Origin of the sequence: Vibrio echinoideorum, from assembly GCF_024347455.1 — a bacterium.
GTDB classification, from domain to species: Bacteria; Pseudomonadota; Gammaproteobacteria; order Enterobacterales; family Vibrionaceae; genus Vibrio; species Vibrio echinoideorum.
Genome location: NZ_AP025484.1, coordinates 1,238,299 through 1,252,094, shown reverse-complemented (window position 1 = coordinate 1,252,094; position 13,796 = coordinate 1,238,299). Strand labels below are relative to the sequence as shown.

The following is a 13,796-nucleotide window of genomic DNA, read 5'->3' as shown; positions in this document are numbered from 1 at the left end:
CTCCTAAGATTAATCTTACCCCTACCGAATACTCAAACGAATGAGCTCCCAATGTGGAGCTCTTTTTGTTTCTTGTTGTCTTTGCCTCTTACTACCTTAGCTTCTTACTCGTTTTGATTCATTGCCCTAATTTATCCGATATCGTCGGGAGCGTCGTGAGATATCTAATAACACGCCGAGAATGGTTACCCCAAGTACCAAGGTATGTTTAAACCTAATCCCTGAGAATACGTGTATTACGAGATAAGTCGCATAAAGATTTTACGTCGAGTTTTTGACATCAAGCTGTACTCATCGTTAGTTTGATGTCAGTCGAAGATCTACCCTTGATTTTTAACAACCATTTGTCATTTTCATGTTGAGTGGTGCGAAAAGCCATCTACACTATGTTTATAACTGTTTGATTTTTATACGAGGTGTCAATGAGTCGTAAACCTATAGTGTTAGTCGTAGATGACACCCCAAGTAACTTGGATGTGTTAACTGCAATACTCAAAGATACCTATCAAGTGAAGGTGGCAATTAACGGTACGATAGGGATCAAGATTGCGAAAATGGTACCGCAACCCGACCTTATTCTCCTTGATATTATGATGCCTGATATCGATGGCTATGAAGTGTGCCGTCAATTAAAAGCTCAACCTAACACTGAGCATATTCCGATCATATTTGTGACCGCTAAGATAGGGCCAGAAGCCGAAGTGAAAGGACTTGCCTTAGGGGCTGTTGACTATCTCACTAAGCCTATTACGCCAGAGATTGCACTACAGCGTGTGAAAACCCATATCGCACTTTATGACCAACAACGTGCGTTGTTTGGTCAAGTCAAAGAGAAAACGAAAGAGATCAACATAGGTAAGCTCGAAACGCTGAATATATTGGGTAGAGCGGCTGAATTTAAAGACAATGAAACAGGTATGCACGTCATGCGCATGAGTCATTATTGTGAAATATTAGCCAAAGCATTGGGTATGACTCACGAAGATGCAGAGACCTTGCGTGATGCGGCACCCATGCATGATATTGGGAAAATTGGTATTCCTGATAGTGTGTTACTGAAGCCGGGTAAATTAGATGCTGATGAGTGGACGATTATGCAAAAGCACGTCGAATATGGCGTTGAAATACTCGGTAGGCAGAGCGACTCAAAGTTGATGCGAATGGCAACCCAAGTAGCACAGTATCACCATGAGAAATGGGATGGCAGTGGCTATCCAAATCAGATAGCGGGTGAAGCTATACCTTTGGTCGGTAGAATTGCGGCTGTCGCTGATGTTTTTGATGCGCTTACGGCAGAAAGGCCTTACAAAAAAGCGTGGAGCATCGAAGAGGCACTTTCTTTAATTACTGAGCAAAAAGGCAAACACTTTGACCCGACAATAGTCGATTTGTTTCTCGTGAACTTGCCCGAAATACTCGCGATTAAAGAGAAATTCAAAGATGAATAAGCGCTTTGCCATATGGATTAAGCCGTGTTTTAGACTCATTTCTAGTTTGTTATTTCTTTTCATTGGTTTGTCGCATGCAAACGCTGAGAGTGTCAGTGAAGATGACTTAACCCTATGGTTGGCAGGCAAACCTACGGTGACATTTATTGCGCTTTCTAGTCATTACCCTTATTCGTTTATTGATGATAGAGGGGAGGTGTCCGGTATCATTCGGGATTGGGCGAACGAGTTTGAACTTAATTATGGAATTGAAACGGACTTTATAAGCGTAAATTCTAATTCTGACGCGAAACAGGCACTACTTGATGGGAAAGGAGACGTTTTCCTTTTCCAACAGTTTGATCCGAGCGAAGGTGGGCGATTTCTCGCTACTAATCCTTACATCCCTTACCAAATTGCGGTGATTCTTCCTACCGACGACCCTACTACCGACAACATTGAGCAGTCCGATAGGCGGCGTATCGCCATGGTTCAAGATAGTATCGATCTAGAAAAGTCGGGGGTACAACTGAGCTCAATCGAAAGAGTCCAATTTGATACTGCGATTGATGCTATTCGCGCATTGGAAGATGGTTCAGTCGATGGGATGCTCGCCGAGCCCGTTACGACATTAAATCTTGCTCACAAGAGTGGTGTATACAGTTTAGCGGTCAATTACGTTCTCGACCGCTGGAAATACATAGAAGCTTCAATGGTTGTTCGAACTAAAGACACCGAATTGCTTGCTTTGTTAAACCAACAAATCGCAACGTTTGATATTGGGAAGAAAAACCGGATTCTATCGCATTGGTTAAAAGATTCACCCTACCGGACTCCAGTTAAAGGGGTGTTTGGTTTTGGTAATCCACCATATATGTACCCGGATAGCACTTCTGTCGGTATCGAACACGACATTATGCAAAGGGCTCTAAACAATATGGGCTATCGGCTGGGTGACGTTGTCACGTTACCTCGCAGTGCTGCGAAACAAGCCATCGATAACAATAGTTCGATATCTTTTGTCTCAGGGATACAGGCTGACGGTTCTTCAGTGCACTTTTTGAGTGACAAAGTCATGGATGTTGAGTTCGTGCCAGTTTCGTTAAAAAGACGTAACTTGAACCTCAAATCTGCCAAGAAACTATCTTTAGGTGCTTTGTTATTCGATGAAACATCACCAATAAAAAATTCTGTCGAACTACTTAAAGATAAGGTGAGCATCGATCGAATTGAAGATATTGATAGCTTAGAGTCTGCATTTTCTCAACTACGAGCACAAAATGTTGACTTGTTAATGGTCGAAAAACGGGTATTAAGATGGTTTGTGACAAATACTCGTTTCATTGAAATGCGTGAAATCGAACTACACGAAGATTTTAAAGTCGACTATCCAATTTATGTTGATTTTAGAACGCCCAAGTTAAGAGACAGTTTTAACGAAGCGATTAAATATTTAAAGCAAACTGATGATGAGTTTGAACAGATACTTGAAACCCAAGTTAAGAATGATCTTACTTCTGTACTTAGAAAAGCCGATATTATCGCTCAAATCTCCGCTTACTTTATTGTGAATGACCGCTTCGAAGAACTCCCTGAGATCTTTGATATATTCGATGCTGAGCACACCTTTAAGGTTATTTCTGCTCAAGCGGATAATAATAAAAGACCTATTGAATCTTGGTATTTAGGCGAAGTATTAGATTCTTCATTGAGTAAAAAGAATACGTCTGAATTATCATCTGTTACCAAAGGCGCTGGTTATAAAACGCAAACAGGAAGTATAAATGCGGGCTTCATGACATTTTATTTTGATGTCAATTCGGTTGAGAGTAATTATGTGTATTTCCCTTCGATTGACCAATTTGAATCGTTTGGTGAAGGAGCTCAGCGTTATATTTCTGATGTTTACCAATCGAACAGCCTGACTGGTGAACTTCTTAATTTAAGTCAGAAAGAGCGTCAATGGATCAAAGACCATCCCGAACTAAAGATAGGTATCGACCCAAACTCATTACCTTATGAAGCCTTGTCAAACAAGGATGAATATATAGGGATGATTGATGATTACCTCAAGTTAATTGAACAAAAAACCGGACTGCGCCTTAGTCATGTCGACGTTGAAAGTTGGCAAGAAACTCGTCGCCTCGTTGATCATCGACGAGTACATTTAGTGTCAGCTGCGGTTGAGAATCGCTCACTAGGCGAAAGTGTAAAACCAGCAAAAGCGCTATTTTCTAGCCGCCTCGCGATAGCTTCAAGACGTGATGTAAATAGTATTGTGCTTAAAGAGGCTCAAGGCTGGAAGCTTGGAATATTAGCCAGTGGTGCTAATACCGAAGCCATTGTTGAAAGTTACCCAAATATTGAATGGGATCTTGTCGAATCCACCAAAGAAGGGTTGGATCGAGTTGAATCTGGTGAGCTCGATGGATTTATTGATACTGTCGATGTGTTGAATTATTTGATCAATTCATTTGGTTATCGAGGTATCGGAATTATTGGTCGATTGGATTTCTTTTTGTCGCCGACCTTACACGTCATTAAATCAGAGCCGTTATTACTGTCTATTGTTAACAAAGCAATAGGAAGTATATCTGCAGAAGACCACCAAAAAATATCCGCTAAATGGGCGGCACCTAAAGCAATTGAAAAAGTTGATTACCAACTCGTTTATACCATCTCGGTATTTTCCGTGGTGATAGTGCTGTTGATTGTATTTTGGAATAGAAAATTATCTAAGCAAATCACTATTGCTAATAACGCTACCGCAGCACTTCGTAAAGCACAAAATCAGCTTTACAACATTTTGAACACGTCCCCGATAGCAGCGAGTGTTATTGTCGACGAACAAGTTCGTTATGCGAATGATACGGCGAAACGCCTTTTTGGAGTAGAACGAAGAGATCTCTCTTCTATTGATGTTGAAGTCGTTTATAACACTTTATCCGATCGTGATGATTTGTATAAAGAACTGAGTCTTAACGGTAAGGTTGTGAATAGGGAGTTAGTGCTTCGGAAATTTGATGGCAGTCGTTTTGTCGCCCTTGTTAGTTACTACCTACTCGAGCTTGATGGGGAAGTCGCGACTCTATTTTGGGCTTTTGATATTTCAGAAATGAAACGCCTAAATGAACAACTAGAAGAAGAGAAAAAGAGAGTAGATTTGGCGAGCCAGGCCAAATCTGAATTCTTAGCTAACATGAGCCATGAAATAAGAACGCCGATGAACGCGATTATTGGCTTATCTTATCTAGCGATTGGGGAAATATCTAACCCGGTTGCTCGAAATTATATTGAGAAAGTGCATCGTTCGGGTCATTCATTATTAACTATCATCAACGATATTCTTGATTTTTCAAAGATAGAAGCAGGGCAACTTGTTATTGATAGTATTCCATTTGATCCTGTAACGACATTCAAAGATGTGATTGAGTTGATGGAGTCGAAAGCAATCGAAAAGCAGCTGAATTTATCAATGTCGATTGCACCGGAACTAGAGACGCCAATGCTTGGTGACCCATTGAGGCTATTTCAGGTAATCCTGAACCTTATTGGTAATGCCATTAAATTTACAGAGCACGGGCAAGTAACCTTAGCCGTTGAACTGGTCAAATCTGACGAGAACAGTGTGAGCATGAAGATCATTGTTTCGGATACTGGGATAGGCATATCAGAAGAGAACCGACATAAACTATTTCAAGCGTTTAGCCAGGCAGACAGTACCACCACACGTAGGTTTGGTGGCACAGGTTTAGGGCTTAATATCAGTCAAAAGCTTGTACAAGCCATGGGCAGTGAAATTTCAGTAGTGAGCATATTGGGACAGGGCAGTGAGTTCTCTTTCCCTTTGACGTTACCTCGATCGAACACAGAGGAACTCGCGGACTTTAAGTCGCAGGAACTTAAACTGGATTATCATATTGAGTTTAAAGGACAAAGGGTATTGTTGGTTGAAGACAACGAGCTGAACCAAGATTTAGCTCTGGCATATTTTAGTCGTGCTAAATTGAAGGCTGATCTAGCCGAAAATGGCGAAGAAGCCGTGGCGTTAGCTCAAACTAACGATTACGAAATGATTTTTATGGACCTTCAAATGCCGATTATGGATGGCTTCGAAGCGACACGAAAAATTAGAGAGTTTGATACGCAAGTGCCTATCATTGCGATGTCGGCCAATGTATTCGCTGATGCAAAACAGAGAGCAAGAGACGCAGGGGTAACGGATTTCTTAGATAAGCCGATAATCATTGATAAAGCGACCTCTTTGCTTATCAAGTACATCGTGCCAGAGGTTATGGTAGAAGGAAAAACGGCACCTTTAACGGAGCAAGTGGTGAGTCTAGCTGAGAGCGATGGCAATCTCACCCTCGACAATCTCACCCTCGACAATCTTACCCTCAACAATATTGTCGCTTCTCCTGTGTTTTCGCAACAGCGTTTTGACCAACTCACTCAATCTGACATTGAACTACAAGATAAACTGCTTAGAAAGTTCGACAGTAGTGCACCAAAGATCATGGCTGAGGCCTTTGAGAGTTTGGACCAAGATGAATGGATCGTTCTAGAGCGCAATCTACATACCTTGAAAAGCATGGCCGCATCGATTGGCGGATTACGATTAACTGATTTACTTGGTGGTTTAGAAAGAAAAGCCCATGAGCACGAGTGTCATGAGTTCGATCTCCAAGAAGGTAAGCTTGGTTTAATTGAGCTCATTAAGGCGATTGAAGACCAATTTGATAAATCACATACAACAGAAATTGTCGATTCAAGTGCTTTGACGTCAACGGTGACAGAGGAACAAAGAGTGCAGCTACTCGCGCTACTCAAAGCCTATGATAACGAAGCGGCGCAATATGTATCTGAGTTGATTGTTTTGCATCCAAACTCTATCGAACTCAAAGAGGTGCAACGTGCGTTGGAGGGCTATGACTTCGAGCGTGCAACTGACGTAATTCGAAGTTATCAATAATCACATCATCGGTATTAATTCACATCAGCACTCAAAAACTTAAACCCTTTAACTATCGTAGTTAAAGGGTTTAATGCTTTTGAAGGTGCAATGTGTTTAAAGGGCCCAATGTAATTAAAGAGGCCAATGTGTTTAAAGGTCCAATGTAATTAAAAGGGCGAATGTAGCTAAAGGGTCTAAACAAGCCAATAAGAAAACCTAATTGCTGACGTTTTGTTTGATTAGGTCAATGACAGTATCGTATCGGTGCGGCAGTTTTCGGTTCCTCTTCTGAACCAAATACAGCGTCTCTTCTACTTTTACCTTAGGTGGTACAACGTGCAGCTGATCTCTGCCTGGGAAGTGCTCAACGGCTCCGGCGGGCAAGACCGTAAAGCCTAATCCTTTTGATACTGGTAGCAATATCTGGTGAAGCTGATTGATATAACCAGACTTTGGTATTTCGTTGATGTTGATGTTCGCCAAATCTTTGTCTCCGCATAAGTCGAAATACAAAGACAGATAGTGGGCAGAATCTGGATGCGCAATCAATCCAATGTCATGCAGCACTTCTGGCGTTATCTCCAAATCAGCATGATTTTGATGGACGATTAAACACAACGCTTCATTACCGATGACTTGGCTCTGGTAATAACTGTCGTTTGGAGAATGCCTCACTATGCCGATATCGGTTGTGCCTTCAAGTAAGTCATTCAATATTTTTTTGTTTGGGGCCGCTTCTAGGTTAATGCTTAATTCACGGTGTTGGTGCTGCAATTCAAGAAGCTTTGGATAAAGACGCAGAGATAAAGACCCAGAGCACGAAAGGTTACATTGCCCTGAATAAGGGTTATCAAAACTCAGAGATTCAAAAAGATCTTCTTGGTCTTTTTCCAGTTTAAGAGCATAGCGATACATAATGCGACCTTGCTCGGTTAGTTCGAAGCTCTTATTTTCTCTAGACAAAAGGTCACAATCGCAAGCTTGCTCAAGCTTTTTGATATGTTGACTTACTCCAGGTTGCGTCATGTACAACTTTTCTGCTGTTTGGGTGAAATGACCCACTTCAACCAAAGTCTTAAACGTATTGAGCCAAAGCGGATTAATCATACTCATTTCCAAATTCCCAAGATTATAAATAACAAAAAGTATAAATAACGAAAAATTATTATTCTCTGAAGTAATGATAATTTCAACTCTAAAAGACGATTCCATTGAAATCGCGGTTACCTAATGCAAATCGAACGCGACGCGATTAATACCCCGATACGAGCGTTAGTTGATTTATCGAGTAACAAAGTGTTGCGACTTTGTTGAATATTTGGTCTATTGACCCACTATGCTCATATTTAGGAACGAAGATGAATAGAAATGTTTGGCTGCTCTCACTGTGTCAGGCCTTACTGATGACGGGTAACATATTGTTGATCTCGGTGATTGGTTTGATAGGCAAACAGATCGCGCCAAGTGCCAGTATGATTACTTTGCCAGTTGCGCTGCAGTTTTTAGGTTTGATGGCAGCCACCATTCCTGCGTCTTTAATTTCAGGCAAGCTAGGTCGAAAGAGAGGATTTAGCATTGGTAATGTGGTGGGTATTTCCGGTGCTAGCCTTGCAACTTACGCATTGTCTCAGCAGCATTTCTATCTGTTTTGTTTTGCCACGTTTTTACTTGGGATAGGTATCGGATTTGGTACGCTTTATCGCTTTGCTGCGATTGAAGTGTGTGACGAAAATGCTCGTCATCGAGCAATTTCTATCTCAATGGCTGGTGGCGTTTTAGCTGCAGTATTGGGCCCAAATTTGGCGATTATGTCCCAGCAGTGGTCAGAAGATGGTTTGTACATTGGGGCGTTCGCCTCGTTAATTGGCTTAAATATTCTCGCTCTGATTATCTTACAAACCATCCAGTTTCCTAAAGTCTCTTTTAATAGTCAGGCTCCAAAAGCTGATCCCTTAAGTGTGATAGTGAAAGCACCCAACTTTATTGTCGCTGTGTTTGCTGCCATGGTTGCTTACGCAGTAATGAATATCCTGATGACAGCAACACCTTTAGCGATGATCGGCTGTGGTTTTGATTTCACCAAGGCTGCCGGCGTAATTGAGTGGCATGTGTTAGGTATGTTTTTACCAGCGTTCTTTACGGGTTCCCTCATCGAGAAGTTCGGCTCAAGAATGATGATATTGGCGGGTGGTGTGTTATTTGTGGTGAGCATTGCCATCAATATCCATGGCGTATCGATTTGGCACTTTAGGGCGGCTTTGGTTGTGCTTGGTGTAGGGTGGAACTTTATGTTTATTGCGGCCATGGGTTTGTTTAGTCAGTCTTACCAATCACAGAATAAAGCCAAAGCTCAAGCATTCAATGAGTTCATTGTCTTCGGTTGTGTCACCTTTACGGCATTGCTTTCTGGTTGGCAAGAATCGACCGCAGGGTGGCAGAACCTCAATATCTACGTATTACCCTTCGTGTTAGCTGTTATTATCTTGTTCGCGTTCAGCGCCCGTAAATCACGTCTTCAAAAACAGCCAGTATGATGATTTTCTGAACCGCCAAGTATCCAATTAATTCAAGCTTATAGATAGTACGAATCTATAAGCTTGAAATACAGACCAATAAAAAGCCCTACCATTTGGTAGGGCTTTGCTTACGGCTTAAATAATAACGTTTTCTTAAAACTGCTGTCGTGGCTTATCTCCTGTGACAACAGTACTTAAGTTTGCTTTCAAGTCGATATGGCAGAATCCACATCGCTATTATTGGGTTTAAAAACCTTCGGTGATTTACAGGTCGACTAAAATTGTCTTAGTCGCAATCCCACCTTGGTCATCGATTATCTTCAGTGTCACCTCGTGCTTACCATATGAAGGGAAGATAGAAGTGTATGTGCGACCTCGTTTCACCTTGCCGTTTGGAAGTGTCCACTCGGTATCAACAATACGACCATCGCTGTCTGAACTCGTTGACCACATGGTTACCCAACGACCTAAGTGAATGTACTTCGCACTCGCTTCTGGAAGGGCGTTTGGAGATTCAACGTTCACAACAGCGCTGAATGAATCGGTTGCGCCTTTGTCGTCCACAACGGTCAAGCTTACTGTGTATTCACCAGCTTGCTCGTAAGACCAAGTTGGTGCCACTTCATTACTTGTTGTACCGTTGTCAAAATCCCATAGGTAACTGGTGATCTCACCGTTTTGATCAGAACTGAAGTTACTTGCGGAAACGTTCAGGCCTGCAACATTGAGCTCAAAGTTCGCAGTCGGGGCAACATTGTGTTGGCTTACTTTAGATAAACGCACCACACCATATTCGTTGTTTTCACTTTGGTTGAGGATTTCAACTTCAAGACCAAACTCTGTTAACTTGCGCCCTGAATCTGGTGCTTGAGGTGATGTGTAGTCTTCGGCGTCTGAGAAGTTGGCCGTTCCAACTAAGTTGATGTCTTCTAGTACGTCGTTATCCCCGTTGACGAGACGCATTGGCGCTTGATCACTGAGTGAGAATGCAGCGTCACGTACTTGGAATCGAGTTTGAGCGACTTCTCCGGAATTCGCCCACACCATGGCATTTTGGTCAGCATCCACAACACCTAACCAACCTTCGCCAGGGTGCTTACCTACCCAGTTGTCGGTGAGGGATTCATCTACGTACCAAATAATGAGACCCGGTTCGAATGAAATGATCTGGCCCATACGTTTGATGTTCGCAAGACCTTCATCAACATCCGTATGGCTGCGCCATTGCAGCAAATAGTAGTGTTGTGCTTGGTGGAAACCATTACTCAGCTTGTAGCCATTTAGGGCAAAGGTAGAGTTGCTTTCACCATCGTCTATTTCGGTCACTTCACCATCAACAACCACAACGAGGTTATCCAAATAGAAGCCTTCCATCGCCAAGCCACCATCGGTGATGTACTCAAATGACAGTTCTACTTCTTGGCCTACCCATTGTGAAACGTTAAACTCAGCGTCAATCCACCCGCCAGATTCGCCGCCAATAGCAGGAACGAGACCGGTATTGTATGGGTCATCCATTGAGGTGATGTTGCCAGCTATTGCTTGTCCATTCACAAGCACGCGAGCGAAGTCGTAGTCTTTTTCAATCTCATACCAAGTTTTGAACGAAAGCAGAGCAGAATCACCAATTGGAATCACCAACTTGCGAGTCATGCTGTTTTTCAGATCATCGCCTTTTTGAGAGTGGAACGAGTACTCGCCAGCAAAGGGTTTTAAACCTTCGATCTGCTTCTCCGGAAGATCCACTTTAATCATGTTCGGACGATTGTTGTCTGTCGTTTGGAACAGCGTATAAACTTGCGGGTTGTCTTCTAGGTCGTCAATCGAGATTTGGTCATCGTTAACCCAGCGACCGCCAATCGATTTTTGTAGGAAGTGTTTTGCCCAAGAGCTGAATGCCGTTGGTTGTGTACCACCAATTTGGCCAGCCCAACTGCCCGAAGACATGATTGACCAGTAAGAAACCGGTTCGCCCTTGCCTGTGTATTGAGTATCGTACTCATCAGGTAAGCCTAAATCGTGGCCGTATTCGTGAGCACAAACCCCGGCTGCAGCATCAATCGGCTGAATGGTGTAATCAAATGCTGCGTATTGGCCACCAAAGCGGTCAGGAAGAGAGCTAGAGGTACCTTCAAGCACATGAGTGCGACCAAGGTTGAATCGGTGAGACCAGATAGCATCAGGGCCTAATACGCCACCACCGGCTTCTTCGCCAACAGATGCGTGGAACACCATTAGGTGATCAATCACACCATCGGGTTCGCGGAAGTTTCCGTCACCGTCGTAATCGTAACGATCTTCGATATCGTAATCGGCTAGGTTGATATTAGGATCTTGAGCCAGTTGATTCAACGCTTCACGAACCAATTCTTGTGCGTTGAGGTCATTGTCGGTAGTCGGGGAGTTGCCACCGTAAAATGACGCAGGTTTAGAGGCGCGATACCAACCCGCAGCTTGGCCAGCAACACTGTAACTGTCACCCGATTCACTTTGGTAATACTGACGCATCGAGATTAAGTTTTCGCCGTTTGGCCCAGTGTAGCCAGAGTTTGAAAACAGCAACTCTTGATAATGTTCTGGGTTGTAGCTCTCGTAGAGCATTTGTGTGTGCTCTTCGGTTAGTTTGTTGTCATCCCAGTTCAAATCAGGGAAATCGACCAATAGAGCGAGTACTTTATCGGTACGCTTGGTGCCTACTTCCAAAGCAAAGACGCTCGCTTTTTTAACTCCAGACCCTTTTTCGATGGCTTTCAGTATTTTCGCTCGTTGTTCTAGCGCTTTTTTACCGAATTGAGCATCGCCTTTAAAACCGGCATTGATCTTATTTTTCAAGTAACGGTCAAGAGCATCGTGTTTTGCAACATCGGTTGCATCTTGATCAACTAAGCCTTGTCTTACTAGCATTTCAATTAGCTTGTCTTCATTTACCACACCTAAATCAATCGGTGTTTTGGCATAACTACTGACGCTAAATAGAGTAAGCATTGCTGAGGCCAACAATGTTTTTCTCATCATTTTCATTATATTTCCTTTTTATATTTCCATGTCGATATCAATATCAACTTGCCTTATTCGGAACGGTTGTCCGATTTTGGTTTAATACACTCTTTTGGTGTTTTATTTACCTGATGCTTGTTTGTTATCTTGTCTGTATTTGATAACTCGCCTGTATCTTTTATCTCTTTTCCGTTTTTTGAATCAAACGGAGTACTCTTCACTTTTTTCGCGTTGAGATAGATACGTAAAGCTTCTTGATTGTCCTCGTAGGTTAAGCTGGGACAAATAACGCCTCGTTCAATCAATGACTTCAGCAACAGTTCATCATTCTCGATAGTGGAAGCCTGTGACAGTGAGGAAAAAAATAGAACCATTAAAGTCATTGTTTTGTAAGACATCGTTATAAGAATCATCCGTTTTGGTTATGTAACAAAATATATTTATAAAATTAACCAATCAAATGGTTAATTTTCACAAACAATTATTCGTTCCGGTTTCAACATTAAGAGTTAATATCAAATAAGAAGGGTTAATTATTTATCTATCAGTTATTTAATGATGCTTAATGAATAAATAGGTGATAGTTTGGTTAATTAATACGGTTGTTGAGCTGATGGTTTATTGCTCTAGAGAGTAATAAGTATGAGGATCTATCATTATATTTTATGCTAACTGTAGACTGGTCAAAAAAATTAACAGTGAATTTTATAATGACACATTAATGCAAATTCACTGGTTAAATTATTTTCAGGTAAGAAGTGCGCAACAACAGAGTTTTTTTGAAATAAACGAATAAGTAGTAAAAAAGAGCCGAGCTTGACTCTTTTCGTTTGTATTTTAGTTAGTCATTTGGTGACGATGCTTATGATTGAGAGACATCACGATAGAAGTACCGTTCACATACTTTAGGATCGATACGCTTGATTACGTTTGATATCAAAGCAACCACAAGCACTGAGAATATCAGTCGCCCCCAAAAAATGGTGTAAAAGTCAGCACCAATCAACATAACCAATAGGGTATCTTCAATCAAACTGTGGAGTAGGTTGAGCAGCATGACGGCAGTGAACACGTCTCTTGCGGAGATATGTCCTCGCTTTGCTTCGCTGATCAAAAGCCCGCCACCAAAAGAAATACCCAACGTGATGCCAATAATCGTTAGGTTAGTCGCGTCTCTGCTTATGCCCAATAATCTCAGGAAGGGTTTCAACAATATCGCCATGAGCTTTTCGACGCCTAGAAGCTTTAAGATCTTGAGTAAAAATAACAGCACTGAAATCACCATGAAGATAACTGCGAAGCTTTTGAGTTGTTCCATAGCCCAACCAAGGTAGCTAGAGTCCGCTGATACTTCTGGTTGCCAAAGTACCGTGGCAGGATAGTTGAGTAAATCCCCGTATTGATAGCTGAGGTTCAGTAACCAGGCCAAGATTAAACTTCCACCCACTCTTACTGAAAGTGTGGCTAACCAACTTACTCCAGCTTTCTTTGCTATCGCGCCTTCAATTGGCAATGAGTGGGCGAGCAACATCATGCTACCCAACACAGAAGCTTGAGCAACAGTGAGAGGGACATCTGAATTGATCAGGATGATTAGCCCCGCATAGATGTTGGTGAGTATGGTTGTTGCCCAGACCAATCCCATTTCTTTCGGTAAACCCACGGTTTCCATGACAGGGCTTAACCATTCACTGAGAATGACGATGCCTCCAAGTTCTTCGATGACCTTGATTACTAAGATAATAGGAATCATGATTCGGAAAAGAGTTGAGGTTACATCGATAATCTCTTTAAGGAGTTCTTTAAAAAATTGATAGGCTAATTTCATTGTGACGACCATATTTTTATTGTGTTGTTTAGAGATATCTTACTCAGATTGTTGTGATTTTAATTTCAAAATAG

7 protein-coding genes are annotated in these 13,796 nt (G+C 42.0%); 3 read left to right on the top strand and 4 right to left on the bottom strand.

Annotated elements, in window-relative coordinates:
• Positions 1–422: 422 nt before the first annotated feature.
• Positions 423–1,448: an HD-GYP domain-containing protein gene (locus tag OCV36_RS21715; RefSeq protein ID WP_135455312.1), complete on the top strand. Its 1,026-nt coding sequence runs from the start codon at positions 423–425 to the stop codon at positions 1,446–1,448.
• Positions 1,441–6,399 carry an ATP-binding protein gene (locus OCV36_RS21710; RefSeq protein ID WP_135455310.1) on the top strand — a complete coding sequence of 1,653 codons (4,959 nt, stop codon included), beginning with the start codon at positions 1,441–1,443 and terminating at the stop codon, positions 6,397–6,399. Before OCV36_RS21715 ends, OCV36_RS21710 begins: the two co-directional genes overlap by 8 nt.
• A gap of 198 nt (positions 6,400–6,597) precedes the next feature.
• On the opposite strand, the gene OCV36_RS21705 is transcribed toward OCV36_RS21710, so the two are convergent.
• Positions 6,598–7,488 (bottom strand): LysR family transcriptional regulator, encoded by an 891-nt coding sequence (locus tag OCV36_RS21705; RefSeq protein WP_135455376.1) that lies wholly within the window; start codon positions 7,486–7,488, stop codon positions 6,598–6,600.
• A gap of 251 nt (positions 7,489–7,739) precedes the next feature.
• On the opposite strand from OCV36_RS21705, the gene OCV36_RS21700 reads away from it, so the two are divergent.
• Positions 7,740–8,915 (top strand): MFS transporter, encoded by a 1,176-nt coding sequence (locus tag OCV36_RS21700; protein WP_135455308.1) that lies wholly within the window; start codon positions 7,740–7,742, stop codon positions 8,913–8,915.
• Between the two features lie 246 nt (positions 8,916–9,161).
• Here the strand turns inward: OCV36_RS21700 and OCV36_RS21695 are convergent, their stop codons facing one another.
• From OCV36_RS21695 to OCV36_RS21685, 3 genes are all read right to left on the bottom strand, one after another.
• Entirely contained in the window at positions 9,162–11,918 is a 2,757-nt protein-coding gene (locus OCV36_RS21695; RefSeq protein ID WP_135455306.1) for an immune inhibitor A domain-containing protein, read from the bottom strand.
• A gap of 47 nt (positions 11,919–11,965) precedes the next feature.
• Positions 11,966–12,292: a hypothetical protein gene (locus tag OCV36_RS21690; RefSeq protein ID WP_135455304.1), complete on the bottom strand. Its 327-nt coding sequence runs from the start codon at positions 12,290–12,292 to the stop codon at positions 11,966–11,968.
• Between the two features lie 464 nt (positions 12,293–12,756).
• Complete coding sequence (locus OCV36_RS21685; RefSeq protein WP_017074911.1) at positions 12,757–13,722, bottom strand: hypothetical protein; 966 nt, start codon at positions 13,720–13,722, stop codon at positions 12,757–12,759.
• Between the last annotated feature and the right edge of the window lie 74 nt (positions 13,723–13,796).

Bases quoted from the DNA above. Each gene is read 5' to 3' on its own strand.
- OCV36_RS21715 (WP_135455312.1), top strand. From the start codon at position 423: ATGAGTCGTAAACCTATAGTGTTAGTCGTAGATGACACCCCAAGTAAC.
- OCV36_RS21710 (WP_135455310.1), top strand. From the start codon at position 1,441: ATGAATAAGCGCTTTGCCATATGGATTAAGCCGTGTTTTAGACTCATT.
- OCV36_RS21705 (WP_135455376.1), bottom strand. From the start codon at position 7,488: ATGATTAATCCGCTTTGGCTCAATACGTTTAAGACTTTGGTTGAAGTG.
- OCV36_RS21700 (WP_135455308.1), top strand. From the start codon at position 7,740: ATGAATAGAAATGTTTGGCTGCTCTCACTGTGTCAGGCCTTACTGATG.
- OCV36_RS21695 (WP_135455306.1), bottom strand. From the start codon at position 11,918: ATGAAAATGATGAGAAAAACATTGTTGGCCTCAGCAATGCTTACTCTA.
- OCV36_RS21690 (WP_135455304.1), bottom strand. From the start codon at position 12,292: ATGTCTTACAAAACAATGACTTTAATGGTTCTATTTTTTTCCTCACTG.
- OCV36_RS21685 (WP_017074911.1), bottom strand. From the start codon at position 13,722: ATGAAATTAGCCTATCAATTTTTTAAAGAACTCCTTAAAGAGATTATC.